The organism is Kribbella sancticallisti, from assembly GCF_039530625.1.
GTDB classification, from domain to species: Bacteria; Actinomycetota; Actinomycetes; order Propionibacteriales; family Kribbellaceae; genus Kribbella; species Kribbella sancticallisti.
On the sequence record NZ_BAAAOS010000007.1, the window covers coordinates 1 to 21483 of the forward strand.

Below are 21483 nucleotides of genomic sequence, written 5' to 3' on the forward strand. Positions count from 1 at the left end.
CGGCCAGAGGAACTCGTTCCACGGCCCGATGAAGGTCACCAGGACCCCGGTCAGCAAGGCCGGCCGCACCAGCGGGATCGCGATCCGCCACAGCGTGTTCAACTCGTCCGCGCCGTCGATCCGGGCGGCGTCGAACAATTCCTGGGGTAGTTGCAGGAAGTACTGGCGGAAGATGAAGACCGCTGTCGAGTTGATCGCGAACGGCGCGATCATGCCGAGGTAGGAGTCGGCCAGCCCGTAGCTGCGCACGACCATCACGTACAGCGGGATGGTCAGCAACTGGAACGGGACCACCTGGACCAGCAGCATCAGGTTGAACACCGAACCCCGGCCCCGGAACTGCAACCGGGCCAAGGCGTAGCCGGTCAGGACACCGAAGACCATCGTGCCGAGGATGACCCCGCCCGTGAAGATCCCCGAGTTCAGCAAGGACTTGCCCAGGCTGATGGCCTCGTCGATCTCCGAGTAGTTCTCCAGTGTCAGGTTGCCCGGTGACGGAAAGGCGCCCTTGACCGTCGGGTCCGGCTCGGCCTGCAGCGAACCGATCAGCATGTAATAGAAGGGGAACAGGAAGAGGAACGCGCCGACGAGCAGAGCCAGGAACCGCCACGGAATCCTCATTAGTCCTCCCTCCCCACGAACCGGCGTTCGATGAGTGCGAGCAGCAGCACACCGATCACCAGCAGGACACCGATCGCCGAGCCGATGTCCGGGTTGCCCTGCTCGATGCCGCGCTGGTACATGATCAGCACCGGCGACGCAGAGGCCCCGTCAGGGCCGCCGCCACCGGTGAGCAGATACGGCTCGGTGAACAGGTTCGCCCCCGTCACCGTCGCCAGCAGCACCACCAGCGTGGTGGCCGGGCGGACGCCGGGCACGGTGACGTTCCAGAACGACTTCACCCGCCCGGCGCCATCCATCGCGGCCGCCTCGTAGAGATCCTTCGACACGTTCTGCAACGCCGCCAGGTAGAGCAGGATGAAGAAGCCCAACTGTTTCCAGGTCACATAGATCGCCACCGTCGGCATCGCGAGATTCGAATTGACCAGCCAGGACGGATCCGGGGCGAGCGGGCCGAGCACGGTGTTGACCAGCCCGTTCGAGTTGAACAAGAACAACCAGACCCCGACCACAGCGACGCTCGCCGCGACATACGGCACGTAGTAGCTGACCCGGAAGAACGTCCGCCACCTGATCGCGCTGTTCAACGCGTACGCCAGCAGCAGCGACAACACCACCGTCAATGGCACATTGATCAGCAAGAAGATGCCCACGTTCACGAACGACCGGCGCACCGCCGGATCGGACAGGACCGCGGCATAGTTCTCCAAGCCGACGAACGGCCGCTCCACCACCGCACCGGGCGCGGTGAAGAAATAGTCGTGGAACGACATGTAGACCGCGAACCCCAACGGGTAGGCGAAGATCGCCGCCAGGAACACCACGTACGGGGTGACGAACGCGGTACCGATCGGCTGTTTACCCAGTACCGCGCCCAGCACCCCTCGGCGCTGGCTCATGACTGCGCAGCGAGCTGATCGACCTTCTGGGCGGCTCCGTCGAGGGCTGCGCCCGGGTCTTCCTGGCCGAAGATCACGGACTTGGAGTACGCGTCACGGAAGGTCTGCCAGATGGTGATCGAGTTCGGCACGTTCGGCACCTCGACGGTGCGTGCGGCCTGGTCGGCGAACTGCTGGTAGTCGGTGTTCTTGGCGAAGTACTCCGGGTAGCTGCCGGCCACGTCGTTCCGCAGCGGCATCTGACCGGTGGCCTCCAGCAACTTGCCGTCCTGCTCCTTGCTGGTCGCGAACTTGAGCACGTCCCACGCGGTTCCGCGGTTCTTGCACGCCGAGTACATCGCGACGTTCTTCGCGTCACTGAAGGTGTAGGTCTCCGCCGCGGGCTTACCGGCCGAGGTCGGCACCGGTACGGCGCCCCACTCGACCTTGCCCTTGTACGTCGCGATCGCCCAGGGGCCGACGATCGCCATCGCGGCGGTGCCGTCGACGAACGAGTCACCCGTGTACTTCTCCTGCGACGCCAGCTTCTCGGCGTACATCGTGCGCCAGAACCCGGCGACCTTCTTGCCCTCCTCGGAGGTGAACTGGGACTTGCCGTCCTCGACCAACTGCTTACCACCGGTCTCGGCCGCGAACAACGGATAGAAATCGAACCACGACTGGTAGAACTCGTTGCTCGGCGCCGGGTAGATCGCGAACTTCGCGGCCTTGGACGCGACCAGCTTGCGCGACGCCGCCAAGAACTCCTCATACGTCGCCAACGGCGGCTTCGCCGCGTCGATCCCCGCCTTGGCGAAGGCCGTCTTGTTGTAGAAGATCATCACCGGATTGGCCTTCCACGGCATCTGGTAATACTTACCGTCGGTCGACCTGTACTGCTCCGCGACCTTCCCGCTGCGCTCCTCGACGTACGACTTACCGTCCCCGAAACCGTCGAGCGCCACCAGGCCACCCTGCTTCTGAAACTGCGACACCGACGCCGGCGAGGTGTTGAAGATCAGACACGGCGCATTACCCGCGGTGATCGCCGCGCCGATCACCTCTTCGGAGCTCTTACCGGTCGGGATCTCCTGCGCGGTCACCTTCTGATCCGCATGCGCCGCGTTCCAGGCCGCGACCATCTGCTTGCCCCAGGCCACTTCCTCCTTGTTGTTCGACATCCAGATGGTGATCTCGCCCTTGGCCTGGGCGGCGGCGTCCGAGCTGCCGCCGTCACCGCTGTCGCCGCAGGCGGTCGCAGTACCGGCCAGGCCGAAGGCCAACAGGGTGGCCATTACCTTGCGTTTCATGTCTCCTCCAACAAAGGGGTGGCGGTGGACCGCCGGATGATCAGACGAGCGGGCGGCAACTCGACATCGGGGACGTCGACGTCACCGTCGCCGTCGATGAGTTGGTTCAGGGTTTCCGCGGCGGCCTCGCCGAAGCGGTAGGGATCGGCCCGCACGGTGGTCAGGCCGGGATGGACGAACTCGGCGAGCTCGCTGTCGTCGAAGCCGGCGATGCTGAGGTCGTCGGGCACGGTGAGGCCGGCCTGCTGGGCGGCACCGAGACCGGCGATGGCCATCCGGTCGTTGGCGTAGACGATCGCGGTCGGGCGCTCGGGCAGCGCCAGCAGCCGCCGGGTCGCCTCGATCCCGCCCGCCGCGGTGAAGTCGCTGGACTCGACCGCGACCGGCTCCAGGCCGGCGGCCGCGAGGGCGGAGACGAAGGCGGCGGAACGGGCCGTCGCGTGGACGAAGGCCGGCGGACCAGCCACGTGCGCGATCCGGCGGTGGCCGAGCTCGAGCAGGTGCTCGACGACGGCGATCGTGCCCGGCCGGTCGTCGAGACAGACCGCGGGGAACGGCGACGATCCCTCCGGCCGGTTGAGGGTCACCGCGGGCAGGCCCAGCGAGGTGAGCAGCTCGATCCGGGGGTCCTCGTGCCGCAGGTCGGACAGGAAGACGCCGTCCACGCGGCCGTCCTGGGCCAGCCGGCGATAGCCGGCCGCCTCGTCCTTGCCGGCGGTGACCACCTGCAGGACCAGCGCCTGGCCGCGGTGTGCGAGCACGCTCTCGACGCCGGCGATGAAAGCCGGGAAGAACGGGTCCGAGGACAGCACCTCGGGGTCCCTGGTGATGACGAGCCCGAGCGCGAAGGCCTTGGAGACCGACAGCGAGCGGGCCCGGTTGCTCGGCCGCCAGCCGAGGTCGTCGGCAGCCGCCAGGATCCGGTCGACGGTCGTCTGGGCCAGTCCGGGACGCCCGTTCAACGCGAACGAGACAGCACCCTTGGACACGCCTGCCCGGGTCGCCACATCCGCGATCGTCGGCCGTTCTTTGCTCATCGAGGTCCTTGATCTGAGGGTTTAAACCGGTTTAGCCAGCTACTAAACCGGTCCAAACCCTCGCCGTCAAGACCTCAGCTCTCCCTGCGCAGTAACGCGCCGATGAGGCGATTCCGCGCACTCGTTTGCAGATTTGCTTGACGGGAGGTGGACGGCGGCGCTTCACTGGGGCAGCGACGCACCCAGCCGGTAGTGACCTCGTTCCGAGTCCGGTCTTCAGGCGCCAGGGCGACAGCCCGAGGCGGGGTAGGCGTCCCCGGGACCGATGGAGCCAATCGTGTCCAAAGTCTTCTCCACCCGCCCCCTCCTGGTCGCCGCTGTCGCGGCAACCGCCGCCGCTGTGCTCGCGGTGGTCAACCACAACCCCGCCGAGGCAGCCGTCACGCTGCCGCCGGTCCACGCCGGCTTCGACTACCAGCTCGACGGCCCCTACACCCCGCCGGACGGCGTACAGGTCGTCAGCCGGGACCGTACGGCGCCGCCCGCGGCTGGGCTCTACAACATCTGCTACGTCAACGCCTTCCAGGTGCAGCCTGGTGAGCAGGACGAGTGGGATCCGGATCTCCTGCTCCGCGACGCCCAAGGCAACCTGGTGATCGACGAGGACTGGGGCGAACCCCTGCTCGACATCCGTCCGGGCAAGGCCGAACGCGTCGCCGCCACGGTGAACGGCTGGATCGACGGCTGCGCGGACTCCGGCTACCAGGCGATCGAGCCGGACAACTACGACAGCTTCAGCCGTTCCAAGGATCTGCTGACCACCGCCGACGCCAAGGCGTTCCTCACGCTGCTCGCGGAGCACGCCCATCAGCGGGGACTCGCGATCGGGCAGAAGAACACCGTCGAACTGGCCGGTGACCGCGAGGCGATCGGTCTCGACTTCGCCGTCGCCGAACAGTGCGGCGAGTACGACGAATGCGGTCAGTACGTCGACGCCTTCGGCGACAACGTGCTCGTGATCGAGTACACCGACGAGGGGCTGAGCACCGCCTGTGCTGGTTACGGCGATCGGCTCAGCATCGTCCGCCGGGATGTGGACGTCTCCACTCCGGGCAGCAGCGGCTACGTACGCAAGACCTGCTGATCCACCCTTCTCACCCTCGGCTTTAGGGGTATGCCATGTCTTCACCATCCCGTCGCGACCTCCTTCGCGCAGCAGCAGTCCTGGCCGCCGCCGGCACCCTCGGCGGCTGTGGAAAGTCCGGCGACGAGGAAGCCGGTGGCGTCGTCACCGTCGACCTCTGGCACGGGCAGACGGATACCGGCAAGGCGGCGATCGATGCCTTGATCAAGCAGTTCAACGACACCCATCCGCTGATCAAGGTCGTCGGTGGCGGTGGTGGAGTGACGGCGGACAGCATGCTGCAGTAGGTCACCGCGGGCCTGGCTGCGGGGTCCTTCCCGGATGTCGCGTACATCTTCGGGTCGGACCTCGCCAGCATGACCCGCAGCCCGCAGGTGGCCGACCTGTCCTCGTCCATGGACCTGAAGGACTACTGGCCGGCCGCCCGCGACGCGGTGACCGTCAACGGGAAGGTCCGAGCCGCGCCTGCCCTGCTGGACTCGCTCTGCGTTGTCTACAACAAGAAACTGTTCGCCGCGGCCGGTCTGCCCGAGCCGAAGGCGGGTTGGACGTGGGACGAATACGTCACCACGGCCCAGAAGCTGACCAACCCGGCCAAGGGTGTCTTCGGCACCGGCTGGCCCGGAGTCGGTGACGAGGACACGGTCTGGCGGCTCTGGCCGATGATCTGGGACCTCGGCGGCGACGTGGTCAGCGAGGACGGCAAGACGGTGGCCTTCGACAAGGTCGGCGAGCAGGCTCTCGAGACCCTCGACCGGCTCCGCACCGACAAGTCCCTCTACGTCGACCCGAAGCCAGGCGGCGAGCAGCTCTACCAGGTCTTCCTCGGCGGCCGGATGGGGATGGTTGCCACCGGCCCCTGGCAGCTTCCGGACGTCATCGACAAAGGGCTCGACTACGGCGTCGTCCCGCTCCCGTCCTACTCGGGCAAGGGCGGAACGATCTCCGGCCCCGACACGTGGACCGTCTTCGAGAACGGCAAGGCGCGGGTGAAGGCCGCCACCGAGTTCGTCAGCTGGCTCTCGCAGCCTCAGCAGGACGTCCGCTGGGACATCGAAGGCGGCAGCCTGCCGCTCAGTACGACCACAGCGGCACTGCCTGAATGGAAGAAGCACGCCACCGGCACTGCGGGCCTGCAGGTCTTCGTGGATGCGTTGGAAACCGCCCGGGTCCGGCCGACGATCACGGCGTACCCGAAGATCTCCCAGCAGCTCGGGGAGGCGATCGTCGCCGTACTGCTCGGCAAGAAGTCCCCCGGTGACGCGCTCAGGCAGTGCGTCGAGCAGTCCAACGCCATCCTGGCTGTGCCCAGCTGATGGCGTCGCGGCGGCGTACTCGGGGTGAAGGGCTTACTGCGTGGGCTTTCGTCAGTCCCTCGGTGCTGATCATCCTCGGCCTGAGTGTCGTGCCGGTCCTGTGGTCGTTGCTGTTGTCCTTCCAGGCCAACGACCTGGTCTCCCCGAGCACGTGGGTGGGGCTGGACAACTATCGCGCGCTGTCCGCTGATCCGGCCTTCGGTTCGGCCGTCGAGCACACGCTGATCTACGCCGCGCTGTATGTGCCTCTCAGCGTCGCGGGAGGGCTGGCGTTCGCGCTGATGCTGGACCGGCCGATCCGGTTCATCAGCGTCTACCGGACGCTGGTGTTCGTGCCGTTCGTGGTGTCGGCGGCCGCGCAGGGGGTGCTGTTCTCCTTCGTGCTCGACCCGGAGTTCGGCGCGGCGAACTCGGTACTGCACCAGCTCGGGCTGCCCGCCCAGGGTTTCTTCGGCGATCCTTCGCAGGCCCTCTATCTCCTGGTGGCGATCTCGTTGTGGAGTGGGACCGGTTTCTGCGTGATCGTCTATCTGGCCGCTCTGCAAGGCGTCCCGGCCGAACTGGTCGAGGCCGCGCGGATCGACGGCGCCGGGCGGACCTCGGTACTGCGGCACGTCGTGCTCCCGACGCTGACACCGGTGACGATCTTCCTGGTGCTCTTCCAGACGATCAACGCACTGCAGGTGTTCGACCTGGTCTTCGTCACTACCAAGGGAGGACCGCTCGGGTCGACGACGGTGATCGTTTACTTCATCTGGGAGAAGGCGTTCAAGTCGTTCACCGCGGGGTACAGCGCTGCCGCCGCCTATGCGTTGGCGGCCGCGTTGCTGGTGATCGGGGTGACGCTGCAGCTGTACCAGCGTTGCCGGACCGGAAAGGCGGCCGCATGAGACGACTCCCCTTCAGCCCGTGGCATCTGGTGCTGGCACCGCTCACGGCGCTGTTCGCGCTGCCGCTGATCTGGTTGCTGGTCAGTTCGGTGATGAGCAACGCCGAGATCAACCGGTTCCCGCCGGCGCTGATCCCGGACGGCATCAAGCTCGACGGCTACCGGTTCGTGCTCGGGAACGCCCTGTTCCCGCGCTGGTTCCTCAACTCGCTGATCGTCTCGGCGGTCGCGGTGACGGCCAACCTGGCGCTCGGGTCGCTCGGCGGCTACGCCTTCGCGCGGATGCGGTTCGCCGGGTCGAGGCTGCTGCTCGGTCTGATGCTGGCGACGATGGTGATCCCGTTCCAGCTGACGATGATCCCGACCTTCCTGGTGATGAAGCAGCTCGGGTTGATCGACACGCTCGGGGCGCTGATCATCCCGTCGCTGGTGACACCGTTCTCCGTGTTCCTGTTTCGCCAGTTCTTCGTGTCCCTGCCGCGCGAACTCGAGGAAGCAGCCTGGCTGGACGGATGCGGGCGGCTGCGGATCCTCGTGTCCGTCGTACTGCCGCTGGCGAAGCCTGCGCTCAGCACGGTCGCAGTACTGACGTTCCTGAGTACCTGGAACGACCTGACCTGGCCGCTGATCGCGATCAACCATGACACCAACTACACGCTCCAGCTCGGCCTGACGACCTTCCAGGGCCAGCATCACACCCAGTGGTCCGCGGTGATGGCGGGCAACGTCATCACCGTGCTGCCGGTGCTCCTGGGGTTCCTGCTCGCTCAGAAGGCCTTCATCCGCTCGCTGGCTTCTACTGGACTCAAGGGCTGACACATATGACTACTTTCGACCTGCTCGTCATCGGAGACGCCAATCCCGATGTAGTGATCGGGCCTGTTCCACAACCGTTGCCGTTCGGGCAGCACGAGCGGCTGGTCGAGTCGGGCTCGCTCGTGCTGGGTGGATCGGCCGCGATCATGGCCTGCGGAGCTGCTCGGCTCGGACTGAGCGTGGCGTTCGCTGGGCGCGTTGGCGACGACCATGCCGGGGAGTTCGTTCGGGCGGCTCTGGTGGAGCGTGGCGTCGACGTACGCGGGCTGGTGACGGATCAGGAGCTGCCTACTCCCCTGACGACTGTGCTGACCTCTGGCAGTGATCGAGCGATCCTGACGGCACCCGGCTGTCTGCCGGCCACCACCGCGCACGACGTACCGGCTGAGCTGCTGAGGTCTGTGCGGCATGTGCATGCCGCCTCCTTCTATTTGATGCCTGAGCTGGCTGCAGGGCTTGCCGCGCTCTTCAAGGAGGCCAAGATCAACAAGGCGACTACGTCGCTCGATACGAACGACGACCCTTCGGGTAGGTGGGATCGGGTGGTGCTGGATCCCGTGCTTCGGGTGACGGACATCCTGCTGCCCAATGCGGCTGAGGCGCATGCGCTGACGGGTCATCCCGTACTGGCGGACGCTGCTGGGATTCTGGCCCGGCGTGGGCCGCTGGTGGTGGTGAAGGACGGCGCTGCCGGGGCCTTGGCGCATGACGGGTCGACGGCGGTGAATGCGGCCGCACTGGTGGTCGAGCCTGTCGACACCGTGGGGGCTGGAGACAGCTTCGACGCGGGGTATGTGGCCGCAGTACTGAATGGCTATGGGCGTGAGCGGGCGTTGGCGATCGCTGCTGTCTGTGGATCGCTGTCCACGCTGGCCGCCGGCGGTACCGCGGCACAGGCGTCCTGGGGTCTGGCTCTGGAGAGTGCCGGATGACCAAGATCGCCTTCATCGGCGCGGGCAGCGTGGTCTTCACCCAAGGGCTGCTCGCCGATCTGTTCGGCTTCAGCGACCTCGGCACGCTGCACATCGCCTTGCACGACATCGATCCGGAGCGACTCGGTACTGCGACCGGCGCGGCGGCCGCGATCGCCTCGGAACGCGGAGCGTCGCCGCGGATCACCGCGCATCTCGACCGCCGGGCCGCGCTCGATGGGTGCGACTTCGTGATCAACATGATCCAGGTCGGGATGGGCGACGCGACCAGGATCGACTTCGAGATCCCGGCCCGGTACGGGATCCGGCAGACCATCGGCGACACGCTCGGCGTCGGCGGCGTGTTCCGGGCGCTGCGGACCTTCCCGGTGCTGCAGGGGTTGGCCGCGGACATCGCCGAGGTCTGCCCGGACGCATGGCTTCTGAACTACACGAATCCGATGGCGATGAACGTGGGATACCTGTCCGCGCTGGGGGTCCGGAACGTGGTGGGACTGTGCCACTCGGTCTACTGGACGATGAACGACCTGGCCGACCTGGTCGGCGTACCGTACGGCGAGGTGTCGTATCTGGCCGCCGGGGTGAACCACCAGGCCTGGGTACTGCGATTCGAACACCGCGGGCGGGACCTCTACCCGGTGCTGGAGGAGGTGATCTCGGGTGATCCGGAACTGCGGCGGCGCGTGCGGGTCGACATGTACCGGCGGCTCGGGTACTACCCGACGGAGACGAGCGAGCACTCGTCGGAGTACGTGCCGTGGTATCTCCACCACGCGTCGGAGGTCGAGCGACTGCGGTTGCCGGTGGGCGACTACCTGCGGATCGTGGCGGAGAACGTCGGTCTCTATGAGCAGACCCGCGACGCCTTGAAGGCCGGTGACCCGCTGCCGGTCGAGGGGACGATGGAGTATGCGCCGCAGATCATCCACAGCATCGTCACCGGCACACCGCGGACCGTCTACGGCAATGTGGCGAACCACGGGCTGATCACCAATCTGCCCGTGGGTGCGGTCGTGGAAGTTCCTTGCCTGGTTGACGATCTGGGCGTTCAGCCGACCGCCGTCGGTGCCCTGCCGGCCCAGTGTGCGGCCTTGAACAGCTCCTACACCAACGTCAACTCGCTGGTCCTCCAGGCAATGTTGGCCGAGGATCCTCGCTCCATCCGCCAGGCGCTGATGGTCGACCCGGCCACCGCCGCGGCGCTTCCGGTCGAGCAGATCTGGGACCTGTGCAACGAGCTAGTGCTTGCGCACAGCAACTACCTGGCGCCTCCGCTCCGGGTGGCACTGTCCTAGAAAGGCGGAGGGCCGCCCCGGGGTGATCCCGGAGCGGCCCTCTCGCGTAGTGCTCAGTTCTTGTAGACGTCCGACTGCGGGTCGCCGTGGCAGCGCTTGTACTTCTTGCCGGAGCCGCACGGGCAGACCGCGTTGCGCGGCGTACCGGCGTACTCGAGGGCGCCGCCCTCGACCGCGTCGGTGTGGACCGAGACCTCGTCGTCGCCGTCGATGGTCGGCGCGGAGTACGACAACTTCTGCGGGCGGTTCTCCTTGTCCAGGCCCTTGGCCCGCAGCTTCGGCCGGTCCTGTGGACGCGGCGTGTCCTGCGGCCGGTCCTCGTCGTCGGAGTCGGCCGAGCGGCCCGGGAACTCCGCCACCGGCTGACCCGGCACCAGGATGTCCTCGGCCTCGGTCTCCTCGAGCTCGGCCAGGTCCGCCTGTGCGGCCAGGTCGGCCCGCATCGCCTCGACGTCGACCTCGACGTTGAAGATGAAGGCGACCGACTCCTCCTTGATGGACTCCATCATGGCGGCGAACATGTCGTAGCCCTCGCGCTGGTACTCGACCAGCGGGTCGCGCTGTGCCATCGCGCGCAGGCCGATGCCCTCCCGCAGGTAGTCCATCTCGTACAGGTGCTCGCGCCACTTGCGGTCCAGCACGCTGAGCACAACCCGGCGCTCCAGCTCCCGCATCGCCTCGGTGCTGAGCATCTCCTCGCGGCGCGCGTACGCCTCGCGGGCGTCGGTGATCAGGCGCTCGATCAGGAAGTCCTGGGTGAGCCCGGAGCGGTCGCCGCCGGCCTCCTCGACCAGCGCCTCCTCGGTCAGCTCGGTCTGGTACAGCGTCCGCAGCGCGGTGAACAGCTGGTCCAGGTCCCAGTCCTCGGCGAACCCTTCGGCGGTCGCTCCCTGCACATAGCCGGTGATGGTCTCGTCGAGCATGTCCTGCACCTGTTCGCGCAGGTCCGCGCCCTCGAGCACCCGGCGGCGCTCGTCGTACACGACGTGCCGCTGCCGGTTCATCACGTCGTCGTACTTGAGGATGTTCTTCCGGGTCTCGAAGTTCTGCGCCTCGACCTGGGACTGCGCCGACGCGATCGCCTTGGTGACGACCTTGTTCTCCAGCGGCACCGTGTCGTCCTCGTTGCGCGACATCGCCCAGTCGACCATCTCGCGCTTGAACAGCCGCATCAGGTCGTCCTCGAGCGACAGGTAGAACCGGGACTCGCCCGGGTCGCCCTGACGCCCCGACCGGCCGCGCAGCTGGTTGTCGATCCGGCGGGACTCGTGCCGCTCGGTGCCGAGCACGTACAGACCGCCGGCGTCGCGGACCTCGACCTGCTCGTCCTTCACCTGCTGCTCGAACTGCTCCAGCACCTTCGGGTACTCCGCCTCGTACTGCTCGGCGGCCTCCACCGGGTCGATCCCGCGGGCACGCAGGTCCTTGTCGGCCAGGTGCTCGGGGTTGCCGCCCAGGATGATGTCGGTACCACGGCCGGCCATGTTGGTGGCCACCGTGACCGCGTGCTTGCGGCCGGCCTCGGCGACGATCGCGGCCTCCCGCGCGTGCTGCTTCGCGTTCAGCACCTCGTGCGCGATGTTGCGCTTGCGCAGCTGGGCCGAGAGCCGCTCGGACTTCTCGACGCTGGTGGTGCCGACCAGGATCGGCTGGCCGCTCTCGTGCCGCTTGGCGATGTCCTCGACGACCGCGTCGAACTTGGCTTCCTCGGTGCGGTAGATCAGGTCGCGCTGGTCGGCGCGAACCATCGGCTTGTTGGTCGGGATCGGGACGACGCCCAGGCCGTAGATCTTGGAGAACTCGGCCGCCTCCGTCATCGCCGTACCGGTCATGCCGGCCAGCTTGTTGTAGAGCCGGAAGTAGTTCTGCAGGGTGATGGTCGCGAGGGTCTGGTACTCCTCCTTGATCTCGACCTTCTCCTTGGCCTCGATCGCCTGGTGCAGACCCTCGTTGTAGCGGCGGCCGTGCAGCGTCCGGCCGGTGTGCTCGTCGACGATCAGCACCTCGCCGTCGACGACCACGTAGTCCTTGTCCTTGCGGAACAGGTCCTTGGCCTTCAGCGCGTTGTTCAGGTAGCTGATCAGCGGCGTGTTGGCCGACTCGTACAGGTTGTCGATGCCGAGCCGGTCCTCCACCTTCTCGATCCCGCGCTCGAGGATCGCGACGGTGCGCTTCTTCTCGTCCACCTCGTAGTCGGCGACCGGGCGCTGGTCCTCGGCGATCTTGTCGTCGGCGAACCGCGGCTTCAGCTGGCCGGCCAGGTTCGCCATCTCGACGTACCAGCGCTGCGAGTCCTCGGCCGGGCCGGAGATGATCAGCGGGGTCCGGGCCTCGTCGATCAGGATCGAGTCGACCTCGTCCACGATCGCGAAGTTGTGCTCGCGCTGCACCAGGTCGGCGATGTCGTTCGCCATGTTGTCGCGCAGGTAGTCGAAGCCGAACTCGTTGTTGGTGCCGTAGGTGATGTCCTTGGAGTAGGCCACCCGGCGCTCGGCCGGCGACATCTCCGGCAGGATCACGCCGTAGTCAAGGCCGAGGAAGTGGTACACCCGGCCCATCCACTCCGCCTGGAACCTGGCCAGGTAGTCGTTCACCGTGACCACGTGCACGCCCTGGCCGGACAGCGCGTTCAGGTACGTCGGGAGGGTGCCGACCAGGGTCTTGCCCTCACCGGTCTTCATCTCGGCGATGTTGCCCAGGTGCAGCGCCGCGCCACCCATGATCTGGACGTCGTAGTGGCGCTGGTGCAGCGTTCGCTTGGCCGCCTCCCGGACCACCGCGAAGGCCTCCGGCAGCAGCGCGTCCAGGGACTCCCCGTTCTCGACCCGCTGCTTGAACTCGGCCGTCTGGCCGCGCAGCTCCTCGTCGGTCATGTCCACGAAGTCGTCCTCGATCGAGTTGACCAACTTCGCGATGCCCTCGAGCCGGCGGACGATCTTGCCCTCGCCGATCCGCAGTAACTTGTCGAACGCCTTCATCGTGGGGGGTCCACTCCTTGACTGTGCAGCCTTCAGTGCGGCGGGTGCCTGACCGTGCGTACCCGGGGACGGACACAGCACGGCCTGCCCGCCTGGCGGGCGCCACCCATGGTACTGGGCGGGGCGCGTCAATCCACCGCCCGGATCACGACTGGGCGACCCGGAAAGTTCCTCAGAAGCCGCGCAGGGCGTCACTCAGCGCAGGCGCGAGGTCACCGCCACCGACGACCCGAACCTGGTCGAGGCCCAGCCAGCCCGCGAGCTGGACCAACTCCGCGGCCAACTCCTCGGGGGTCTCCAGCGGCGCCTTGGGCTCGGCGTGCGCCGACTGGACCAGCAGCACTCCGGACGTCCGGTCCGCCTTCAGGTCGACGCGGCCGACCAGGCGGTCCCCGAGCAGGAACGGGAGCACGTAGTACCCGTGGACACGCTTCTCGGCCGGAACGTAGATCTCGATCCGGTAGCGGAAGTCGAACAGCACCTCGGTCCGGGTCCGCTCGAAGACAAGCGAGTCGAACGGGCTGACCAGGGCCCGGGTGTTCACCCGGCGCGGCAGCTTGGCGTCGCGGTGCAGGTACGCCTGGCGCTTCCAGCCCTGGATGGTGACCGGCAGGAGCTCCCCGTCCTCGACCAGTTCGCGGATCGCCTGCGCGGTCGGAGCGGGCGCAGTACGGAAGTAGTCCTTGAGGCACTGGGCTGTCGACACTCCGTGCGCCCTCGCGGCGATCGAGACGAGCCCGCGGTGCGCCTCCTCCGGGGTCGGCGTGGGAGTCGCCAGTACTGCGCTGGGCAGCACCCGCTCCGGTACGTCGTACAGCCGCTCGAACTGCTGGTTCCGCCGGGCGACGGTGATCTCGCCGGCGAAGAACAGGAACTCCAGCGCGCGTTTCACGTCGGACCAGTTCCAGCCCCAGTTGTCCCGGTCGCGCTCCACGTCGTCGTCGATCTCCCGCGCGGTCAGCGGCCCGTGGTCGCGGACGTCGGCCAGCACCTGCTTGACCAGATCCGGCCGCTGCACCGCGATCGCGCGCGGCCCGCCCCACGCCTCGGTGGTCGCCCGGGCCATCCGCCAGCGCATCAGCGGGTGCGTCTCGACCGGGATCAGCGACGCCTCGTGCGCCCAGTACTCCACCAGGCGCCGGGGCGACTTGCCCGACGCCCGGTCGAGCAGATCGCGCGGATACGGCCCGAGCCGGGAGTACAAGGGCAAGTACTGCGCTCGGCTGAGCACGTTCACCGAGTCGATCTGGATCAGCCCGATCCGCCCGAGCACCCGGCTCAGCGCCCGCGCGTCGGGCACCCCCTTCGGCCGCGGATCGGTGAATCCCTGAGCGGCCAGCGCGATCCGCCTGGCCTGAGCCGTCGACAACACCTCCGTGATCACGTGACGAAGTCTGCCTGCCGCCACCGACAGTCCCGGCGATCCTCCGGGAGTCATAACTCCTGAGTTACCGCAAGTGAGAGGTGCGCTACCCGGGGTAATCGGGAGAGCCTGCGGGGTAGGCCGCGACGCCCGCGCGGCCCCTATCACCCTGGAGTGTGAGGCATGTCAGGAAGACTTCAGCTGGTCCGCGCCACCCTTGCGGCCGGCGTACTGGTCGCAGCGTCCATAGGTGCCGTGTCAGCCAGTGCCGCCCCGGCGCCGGGAGGCCCGCTCAACCGGATCGTCGGCGGCGAGATCGCGCACACCGCGGACGCGCCGTGGGCGATCGCACTCAACAACAGCGGTTCCCCCGTCCCCAGCGGCCAGTACTGCGGCGCCACCCTCGTCGCGGCGAACAAGATCGTCACCGCGGCTCACTGCGCGACGGAGGCCGCCAGTACGTACACCGCGGTCCAGGGCCGCGACAAGCTGTCCGACACCGGCGGCAAGACGTCTGCGATCACCAGCATCTGGGCGGACCCGAAGTACGGGTCGGAGCCCGGGCACGACGTCGCGGTGATGACCCTGGCCACCCCGTTCGAAGGCGTGCCGGCGCTGGCGCTCGAGACCAGTACTGCGGCCGACGCGGCCGGTGCCGCCTCGGTCGTCTACGGCTGGGGCTCCACCAAGAACACCGGTCCCGCCGACACCTTCCAGAAGGTGGCCGTGCCCGTCCTGGGCGACGCGTACTGCGAGAAGGCGTACGCCAGCCAGAACTACACCGGCGCGGGTGAGATCTGCGCCGGCTACGAGGAGGGCGGCAAGGACTCCTGCCAGGGTGACTCCGGCGGCCCGCTCGTCCTGAACGGCCGCCTGTTCGGTGTCGTCTCCTGGGGCATCGGCTGTGCTGAGGCCGGCAATCCCGGCGTGTACGCCGAGGTAGCCACCTACGCCTCCGACCTGCAGGCCCAGATCGACAGCTAGACCTTCAGAGGGGAAGGAGAGGGGCGGACACCGTGAGGGTGTCCGGCCCTTCTCACTGGCTCCTCCCGGAGATCAGACGGCCAGCCGGATGACGCCATAGTCGTAGCCGCGGCGGCGGTACACCACGCTGGGCTGGTTCTCTTCCGCGTCGACGAACAGGTAGAAGTCGTGGCCGACCAGTTCGAGCTCGTAGAGCGCCTGGTCGAGCGACATCGGCTTGGCGGTGTGGGTCTTCTCGCGCATCACCAGCGGGCCGTCACCGGTCACCGTCAGCGAGCCGAACTTCTGGGTGGGCACCGCGTCCTCGGTGTCCGATTCCTCCACTACAGGTGCGTTGCCGTTGGTCGACTGCTTGGCGGCGACGTGCCGCAGTCCTTCCGGTGCGTGTTCGCCACGGTGGACCCGGCGCCGGTCGGCAGCCTTGCGGACCTGGGCCCGCAGCCGGTCGAGACTCACGTCGAAAGCCGCTTGCTTGGTCTCACCGCACGCCTCGGCCCGGACCACCGGTCCCTTGGTGTACATGGTGAGCTCGACGCGCATCGCCCGATCGTGCTGTCGCGGGTTCTTCTCCTGGCTGACTTCTACCTCGCATCGCAGTACCCGGTGATCGACCTTCTCGATCCGCTCGAGTTTTTCCTCGACGTACTGCCGGAAGCGGTCACTGACCTCGCAGTGATGACCCTTGACAACGACGTCCACGGAAACCTCCATCGATCGGCGACTCTGTTACGTCTTCGAACCCCCGTTACCTTCGAACGGTTGCCCGAAACGACAACACCCGCCGTGCGACCCGTCGGACTCCGTGGCGAGAATTCCGGCTGATCCGGTTCTCGTCCACATCCCTGTCCGACAAGCCCAAGCGGGTGTCATAGGCCAACGCTAGTCGGCTTCGGCGAAAACCGGTAGGGAAGTTCTCATGAACCGGGCGCCGCGCGTCTCGCCGTCGCGGCGACGACCGCACAGCCCAGCACCGGAATACCCCGGCCGGACAGTGCCCGGCCCGCCTCGGCGAGCGTGGAACCGGTCGTCAGCACGTCGTCGACGAGGACGACCGGTTGATCCGTCAGCCTTTCAGCCCAGCGCGAACGAGCCTCGAAAGCGCCTGCCAGGTTGGCCGCGCGCTCCTGAGCGGATAGCCCGGACTGGTCCGCTGGCCGCCGTACGACGGCCAGCGCGTCGGCCAGGCGGACGTCGTATCCCTGCCGGCGCAACCGCCGGGCGGCCGCCACAGTGAGCCGCCGGAGTGGATCATGACCGCGCTGCCGGACGGTGGCTCGCGGCGACGGGACCGGGCAGAGCCACCCGGCCCGGCCTGGCTCGAGAGAGAGCCGGACGGCCGCGGCCAGAGCCTCCCCGAGCGGGCCGGCCAGCGAGTACCGCGCGTGCTCCTTGTGGGCCAGGATCAGCCCCCGCACCGCCCCGCCGTACTGCGCTGCTGCCGCAGGTCTGGGTAGTCCGGCCGGGACAGGGTCGGGCCACGCGTGGAACGGCGTGGCGGTGCTCAGGAGCGTCCGGCACCCGGCGCAGACGGCCACGCCGGGACGTTCGCAGCCCGCGCACCTGCCCCCGAGCACGAGATCCTCGAACGCGTCCCGGAACGCGCGCATCAGCCCGGGTAGACCGCGTCGATCGCGGGCGCCGGGGCGCCGTCGCTCATGTCGACCCAGGTCAGGTCCTTCTTCTGCCAGTGCAACTTCTTGTCGGCGTCCTGGACCACGGGCAGCGTGTCGAGGTTCGTGTTGGAGACGATCTTGACCGTCTCGAACTCACTGCTCGCGCCGGGGAGCAGCCGGAGTTGGGAACCGTCCACGTTCACCTGCCACGGACGGGGCTTCTCGCCCGGCGCCGACTTGCCGGCCACCAGGATGCCCAGGCTGTTCCAGGACGCGTCGGTGATGTCGTCCAGCGCCAGGTTGAGCGGCCGGAACTGGGTGAGCAGGAGTTGCGTGGCGTCGTTCGTCTGGATCGTGGCGGTCTCGACGGAGGTCTCGCCGCTGCGCTTGTCCCGCAGCACCAGCAGTGCCCGGACGCCGTCCGGCGCGATCCGGAACGCGATCGGGCTCCTGTTCCCGAACGCCGCCCGGACGCTGACGAGCGTGCCGTCCGCGACCCGGACCCGCAGCCGGGGAGAGGCGCTGTCGGCCCGGTCCAGGACCCAGAGGTTGTCCTCGTGGTCGTAGGTCGGCCGCAGCACCTTGCCGGCGGTGGGGATGGTCTTCACCTCGTCGTTGGCGCCGTTGGCCGAGTCCAGCAGACCGGAGGCGACGATCGTGGAGCCGTTGCGGGTGGTGGTGACCACGGCGCCCTGCTCGCCGCGCAGGTTCACCGCGAACGCCGACGCGTTGTACCCGGAGTACAGCGCGCTCTCCTTGATCGGCTTCACGGCGATGTCCTGGGCGCCGTCCTGGCCGAGGATCCGCTGGATCTTGCCCTTCTGCAGGCCGTAGAGGTCCTTCAGCCGGCCGTCCTGCACGGAGGGGTCGTACTGGCCGAAGTCGCTCAGCGACAGCTCGTCGGGCTCGTCCGGCAGCAGCGGTGCGCCGCCGACGGTGATCCGGACCCGGTTGGTGATGAAGCGCAGGGTCCAGGCGATCTGGGCCGCGAGCTTCTGCCGGTCGCTCTCCACCAGGGAGCCGGCGGTGTCGCTCAGCGCCACGGTGGCCACGCCGTCGTCGACCGGGACCGACACATTGACCGTGGTGCCGGGCGGAGCCGCCGAGACGACGCCGTTGCCCAGCCGGCTGGTCGGGCCCTTGAGCAGCTCCTGGATGAGCTGGGTCGCGGCCTGGCCGGGGGTCAGGTTGATCGGCAGGAACAGCGGGTCGGGTACGAGCAGTTGCTTGCCGGGATTGAAGAAGTACAGCGCCTTCGGAGCCAGCCGCGGCTCCAGTTGGTTGCTGCCCAGGTAGACGCCCTGCGGCGGGTTCGTCACCCGCCACTGCTCTTCCACCTGGACCAGGCTGAAGACCCAGTCGACCTTCGCGTCCCTCTTCGCCGGGGTCCACGACCCCCGCCGGTCGATGGTGCCGATCAGCGGAGCCGACAGCTGGACCTTGTCGCGCCCTCGCGAGATGACGGTGGAGGGCGAGTTCTGGTCGTAGACCGAGATCTGGGACTCGGCGTCCCACTTCGCGGCCGCCTCGGGCGTCAGGTACTCCCGGGCCACGTCGTACGCGGCCGAGTCCGACATCGCCTCCAGGAAGCCGTTCACCAACTGCAGAGGCTTGGCGCCCTGGCGCGGGGGCCGGGCCTCGACCCCGATCCCGTCCTGAGCCGGAGCCGGGCCGTCCTGGCCGCTGTTCCTGATCGGTCCCTGGGTCGGCACCGTGGCGCATCCCGCCGCCAGCAGGGCGGTGGCCAGCACGGACGCGAGCAGCTTGGTCCTCATCACTCGTCACCACCGGTGAGCTTCTGGTACGGCGCGCCGACGTCGACCAGGGACATCTCGGTCACCACGCGGGCGGCGTCGGTGGGGCGGGCCGGCAACGGCGAGCCGGTCAGGGTCACGTCCGGGCGGCGCGGCAGGGTCAGCCGGAAGTACGCGCCGTCGCCCGGCGATCCCCAGGCGTCCAGGCGGCCGCCGTGCAGGCGGGCGTCCTCCAGCGCGATGGACAGGCCGAGCCCGGTGCCACCGGTGGTCCTGGCCCGGGCCGGGTCGGCCCGCCAGAACCGGCTGAACACCATCTCGGCCTCCTCGGCCCGGAATCCGACGCCGTGGTCGCGGACGGCCACCGCGGCGGCGTCCTCGTCGTACGCGGTGCTGATCCGGATCGGGCGGCCCTCGCTGTGCTCGATCGCGTTGCCGATCAGGTTGCGGAGGATCCGCTCGATCCGGCGCGAGTCGACCTGCGCACGGCACGGCTCGGGCATGTCCAGCGTGACCTCGCAGCCCTTGTGGTGCAGCAGGGTCTCGTGGTTCTCCAGCACCCGGGCGACGATGTCGCGCAGGTCCACGTCCTCCAGGTCGAGCGCGGCCGCGCCGGCGTCGAACCGGCTGATCTCCAGCAGGTCGGCGAGCAGTTCCTCGAACCGGTTGAGCTCGTTCTGCAGCAGTTCCACCGAGCGGCGGGTGATCGGGTCGAACCGGTCGCGCGACTCGTGCAGCAGGTCGGCGGCCATCCGGACCGTGGTGAGCGGCGTCCGCAGCTCGTGGGAGACGTCGGAGACGAACCGGCGTTGCAGCCGGGACAGCTCCTCCAGCCGGCGGATCTGCTGCTGCAGGTTGCTGGCCATCTTGTTGAAGGAGACCGCCAGCCGGGCCAGGTCGTCGGTACCGCGGACCTGCATCCGCTCCTCCAACCGCCCTGCCGCCAGCCGCTCCGCGATCCGGCGGGCCATCCGCACCGGCGTGACCACTTGCCGGGTGACCAGCCAGGCGACCGCCCCGAGCAACACGACCAGCAGCAGGCCCGCGGTCACCAGGGCCCGCTGGACGACGTCGAGGGTGTCCTTCTGCGCCGTCAGCGGGAACAGGAAGTAGACCTCGTAGCGCTGCGGGCTGGAGTCGAGCACCAGTTGCGAGCCGATCGCCAGGCCGGGCTCACTGCGGCCGCCGCGGTAGTTGATCGTCGTGTAGGTGTCGAACAGCTTGGAGTCGTCGTTGGCGACCGACGACTGCAATTCGTGCGGGATCGAGTCGCTCTCGACCTGCCCGGTGTAGCGGATCGCGTTCGAGTCGGCGGTGTCGGTCGGGACCAGCACGACCTCGTACAGGCCGGGCCGGTTGGAGCCCTGGACCAGCTGCGACAGCTTGTTGTTGATCAGGCCCGGGTCGGCCGCGTTGATCGACCTGGACAGCGAGGTCAGCTGGGCCAGCGCCTCCTGCTGGGCACTGCTGCGGCGGGACTCCAGCACGCCGTCGGTGACCTGGCTCAACATCACCCAGCCGACCAGGATCAGCACGACGGTGGACATCAGCAGGGTGCCGGTGACGATCCGGGCCTGGATCGAGCGTCGCCAGACATCGGGCCAGTGCCGCGGGTGCGTCCGCCAGACGGGCTGCGGCTGGGCGTGCCAGTCGATCCCGGCGGCGGTGAGCTCGATCTCGGTTCCGCGGGTTTCCGGTTCGGCCTCCGGTTTCTCCGCCTGCGACTGGCCGTCGCGTCCGTACTCGATCAGTCCGCACCAGCCTTGTAGCCCACACCCCGGACCGTCACGACGATCTCAGGGTGCTCCGGGTCCTTCTCGATCTTGGAGCGCAGCCGCTGCACGTGCACGTTGACCAGCCGGGTGTCGGCCGCGTGCCGGTAGCCCCAGACCTGCTCCAGCAGCACCTCGCGGGTGAACACCTGCCAGGGCTTGGAGGCCAGGCAGACCAGCAGGTCGAACTCCAGCGGGGTGAGCTGGATGGTCTCGCCGCTGCGCTTGACCGAGTGGCCGGCCACGTCGATGGTCAGGTCGCCGATGGTGAGCGACTCCGGGCCGGGCTCGTCCATCCGACGCAGCCGGGCCCTGATCCGGGCCACCAGTTCCTTGGGCTTGAACGGCTTCACCACGTAGTCGTCGGCGCCGGACTCCAGGCCCAGCACGACGTCCACCGTGTCGCTCTTGGCGGTCAGCATCACGATCGGCACGCCGGACTCGGCCCGGATCGCCCGGCAGACGTCGATCCCGTCCATCCCGGGCAGCATCAGGTCGAGCAGCAGCAGATCGGGTTTGAACTCGCGGAAGGCCGGCACCGCCTTGTCGCCGGTCGCGCACAGGTAGGTGTCGTAGCCCTCGTTGCGCAGCACGATGCTGAGCATCTCCGAGAGCGCCGTGTCGTCGTCGACGATGAGGACTCGGCCCCGCATCGTCCGGTTACCTTCTGCCACGCCTGCTCCTTGCCGGGTCCCGAGTGAAAGCACACAGTCATCTGCGCCGACGGCTGCTGACCGTACGCACTACGGATAGTGTCCCATTCCCCGGGTAGCGGACCCACCAGGACACTTCGGGGCAGTATGGACCGCCCGGGCTGTGATCATGGTGCACTGCGTGGGTC

At 68.1% G+C, this 21483-nt stretch carries 19 protein-coding genes; 8 read left to right on the forward strand and 11 right to left on the reverse strand.

Going from position 1 to position 21483, the window contains the following annotated elements; translation table 11 throughout:
- The 4 genes from ABD255_RS03175 to ABD255_RS03190 form a co-directional block, all read right to left on the reverse strand.
- A partial coding sequence (locus ABD255_RS03175) for a carbohydrate ABC transporter permease (protein ID WP_344209510.1) occupies window positions 1–621 on the reverse strand: 621 nt, incomplete at its 3' end.
- Window positions 621–1520: a carbohydrate ABC transporter permease gene (locus ABD255_RS03180; protein WP_344209512.1), complete on the reverse strand. Its 900-nt coding sequence runs from the start codon at window positions 1518–1520 to the stop codon at window positions 621–623. The genes ABD255_RS03180 and ABD255_RS03175, both read right to left, overlap by 1 nt.
- On the reverse strand, window positions 1517–2809 hold the full coding sequence (locus ABD255_RS03185; RefSeq protein WP_344209514.1) for an extracellular solute-binding protein: 1293 nt from the start codon (window positions 2807–2809) through the stop codon (window positions 1517–1519). The genes ABD255_RS03180 and ABD255_RS03185 overlap by 4 nt, the downstream gene beginning before the upstream one ends.
- The gene (locus tag ABD255_RS03190) at window positions 2806–3846 is read right to left on the reverse strand and encodes a LacI family DNA-binding transcriptional regulator (RefSeq protein ID WP_344209516.1); all 1041 of its coding nucleotides are present in this window, start codon (window positions 3844–3846) and stop codon (window positions 2806–2808) included. The genes ABD255_RS03185 and ABD255_RS03190 overlap by 4 nt, the downstream gene beginning before the upstream one ends.
- Window positions 3847–4123: 277 nt before the next feature.
- On the opposite strand from ABD255_RS03190, the gene ABD255_RS03195 reads away from it, so the two are divergent.
- The 7 genes from ABD255_RS03195 (at window position 4124) to melA (ending at window position 10178) form a co-directional block, all read left to right on the forward strand.
- Window positions 4124–4930: an endo alpha-1,4 polygalactosaminidase gene (locus ABD255_RS03195; protein WP_344209518.1), complete on the forward strand. Its 807-nt coding sequence runs from the start codon at window positions 4124–4126 to the stop codon at window positions 4928–4930.
- Between the two features lie 35 nt (window positions 4931–4965).
- Window positions 4966–5217 (forward strand): twin-arginine translocation signal domain-containing protein, encoded by a 252-nt coding sequence (locus tag ABD255_RS03200; RefSeq protein WP_344209519.1) that lies wholly within the window; start codon window positions 4966–4968, stop codon window positions 5215–5217.
- Window positions 5218–5229: 12 nt separating this feature from the next.
- A complete protein-coding gene (locus ABD255_RS03205; RefSeq protein WP_344210525.1) occupies window positions 5230–6246 on the forward strand; it encodes an extracellular solute-binding protein in 1017 nt (338 codons plus the stop codon).
- Window positions 6247–6308: 62 nt separating this feature from the next.
- Window positions 6309–7136 carry a carbohydrate ABC transporter permease gene (locus tag ABD255_RS03210; protein WP_344209521.1) on the forward strand — a complete coding sequence of 276 codons (828 nt, stop codon included), beginning with the start codon at window positions 6309–6311 and terminating at the stop codon, window positions 7134–7136.
- A complete protein-coding gene (locus tag ABD255_RS03215) occupies window positions 7133–7951 on the forward strand; it encodes a carbohydrate ABC transporter permease (protein WP_344209523.1) in 819 nt (272 codons plus the stop codon). The genes ABD255_RS03210 and ABD255_RS03215 overlap by 4 nt, the downstream gene beginning before the upstream one ends.
- 5 nt (window positions 7952–7956) lie before the next feature.
- The gene (locus ABD255_RS03220) at window positions 7957–8883 is read left to right on the forward strand and encodes a carbohydrate kinase family protein (RefSeq protein ID WP_344209525.1); all 927 of its coding nucleotides are present in this window, start codon (window positions 7957–7959) and stop codon (window positions 8881–8883) included.
- The gene (melA, locus tag ABD255_RS03225; protein ID WP_344209527.1) at window positions 8880–10178 is read left to right on the forward strand and encodes an alpha-glucosidase/alpha-galactosidase; all 1299 of its coding nucleotides are present in this window, start codon (window positions 8880–8882) and stop codon (window positions 10176–10178) included. The genes ABD255_RS03220 and melA overlap by 4 nt, the downstream gene beginning before the upstream one ends.
- Before the next feature lie 53 nt (window positions 10179–10231).
- Here melA and secA read toward each other — a convergent pair whose 3' ends face one another.
- Together secA and ABD255_RS03235 are read right to left on the reverse strand one after the other, a co-directional pair.
- The gene (gene secA / locus ABD255_RS03230; protein WP_344209529.1) at window positions 10232–13156 is read right to left on the reverse strand and encodes a preprotein translocase subunit SecA; all 2925 of its coding nucleotides are present in this window, start codon (window positions 13154–13156) and stop codon (window positions 10232–10234) included.
- Between the two features lie 172 nt (window positions 13157–13328).
- On the reverse strand, window positions 13329–14540 hold the full coding sequence (locus tag ABD255_RS03235) for a winged helix-turn-helix domain-containing protein (RefSeq protein ID WP_344209531.1): 1212 nt from the start codon (window positions 14538–14540) through the stop codon (window positions 13329–13331).
- Window positions 14541–14702: 162 nt separating this feature from the next.
- On the opposite strand from ABD255_RS03235, the gene ABD255_RS03240 reads away from it, so the two are divergent.
- Window positions 14703–15503, forward strand: a complete 801-nt coding sequence (locus ABD255_RS03240) for a S1 family peptidase (protein ID WP_344209533.1) — start codon at window positions 14703–14705, stop codon at window positions 15501–15503.
- Between the two features lie 72 nt (window positions 15504–15575).
- Here the strand turns inward: ABD255_RS03240 and hpf are convergent, their stop codons facing one another.
- The 5 genes from hpf to mtrA all read right to left on the reverse strand — a co-directional run bounded on the left by hpf (window position 15576) and on the right by mtrA (window position 21295).
- Window positions 15576–16202 carry a ribosome hibernation-promoting factor, HPF/YfiA family gene (gene hpf / locus ABD255_RS03245; RefSeq protein WP_344209535.1) on the reverse strand — a complete coding sequence of 209 codons (627 nt, stop codon included), beginning with the start codon at window positions 16200–16202 and terminating at the stop codon, window positions 15576–15578.
- Window positions 16203–16417: 215 nt separating this feature from the next.
- Window positions 16418–17110: a ComF family protein gene (locus ABD255_RS03250; RefSeq protein ID WP_344209537.1), complete on the reverse strand. Its 693-nt coding sequence runs from the start codon at window positions 17108–17110 to the stop codon at window positions 16418–16420.
- Window positions 17110–18891, reverse strand: coding sequence for an LpqB family beta-propeller domain-containing protein (locus ABD255_RS03255; RefSeq protein ID WP_344209539.1), 1782 nt, complete (start codon window positions 18889–18891; stop codon window positions 17110–17112). The genes ABD255_RS03250 and ABD255_RS03255 overlap by 1 nt, the downstream gene beginning before the upstream one ends.
- Complete coding sequence (gene mtrB, locus ABD255_RS03260) at window positions 18891–20417, reverse strand: MtrAB system histidine kinase MtrB (RefSeq protein ID WP_425554370.1); 1527 nt, start codon at window positions 20415–20417, stop codon at window positions 18891–18893. The genes ABD255_RS03255 and mtrB overlap by 1 nt, the downstream gene beginning before the upstream one ends.
- A gap of 200 nt (window positions 20418–20617) precedes the next feature.
- Entirely contained in the window at window positions 20618–21295 is a 678-nt protein-coding gene (mtrA, locus tag ABD255_RS03265) for an MtrAB system response regulator MtrA (RefSeq protein ID WP_077013824.1), read from the reverse strand.
- Window positions 21296–21483 lie beyond the last annotated feature (188 nt).

Excerpts from the sequence above, each read along its gene's own strand:
- ABD255_RS03185 (WP_344209514.1), bottom strand. The coding sequence starts at position 2,809 with ATGAAACGCAAGGTAATGGCCACCCTGTTGGCCTTCGGCCTGGCCGGT.
- secA (WP_344209529.1), bottom strand. The coding sequence starts at position 13,156 with ATGAAGGCGTTCGACAAGTTACTGCGGATCGGCGAGGGCAAGATCGTC.
- ABD255_RS03240 (WP_344209533.1), top strand. The coding sequence starts at position 14,703 with ATGTCAGGAAGACTTCAGCTGGTCCGCGCCACCCTTGCGGCCGGCGTA.
- ABD255_RS03180 (WP_344209512.1), bottom strand. The coding sequence starts at position 1,520 with ATGAGCCAGCGCCGAGGGGTGCTGGGCGCGGTACTGGGTAAACAGCCG.
- ABD255_RS03255 (WP_344209539.1), bottom strand. The coding sequence starts at position 18,891 with ATGAGGACCAAGCTGCTCGCGTCCGTGCTGGCCACCGCCCTGCTGGCG.
- melA (WP_344209527.1), top strand. The coding sequence starts at position 8,880 with ATGACCAAGATCGCCTTCATCGGCGCGGGCAGCGTGGTCTTCACCCAA.
- mtrB (WP_425554370.1), bottom strand. The coding sequence starts at position 20,417 with ATGTCCACCGTCGTGCTGATCCTGGTCGGCTGGGTGATGTTGAGCCAG.
- ABD255_RS03215 (WP_344209523.1), top strand. The coding sequence starts at position 7,133 with ATGAGACGACTCCCCTTCAGCCCGTGGCATCTGGTGCTGGCACCGCTC.
- ABD255_RS03190 (WP_344209516.1), bottom strand. The coding sequence starts at position 3,846 with ATGAGCAAAGAACGGCCGACGATCGCGGATGTGGCGACCCGGGCAGGC.
- ABD255_RS03220 (WP_344209525.1), top strand. The coding sequence starts at position 7,957 with ATGACTACTTTCGACCTGCTCGTCATCGGAGACGCCAATCCCGATGTA.
- ABD255_RS03250 (WP_344209537.1), bottom strand. The coding sequence starts at position 17,110 with ATGCGCGCGTTCCGGGACGCGTTCGAGGATCTCGTGCTCGGGGGCAGG.
- ABD255_RS03200 (WP_344209519.1), top strand. The coding sequence starts at position 4,966 with ATGTCTTCACCATCCCGTCGCGACCTCCTTCGCGCAGCAGCAGTCCTG.
- mtrA (WP_077013824.1), bottom strand. The coding sequence starts at position 21,295 with ATGCGGGGCCGAGTCCTCATCGTCGACGACGACACGGCGCTCTCGGAG.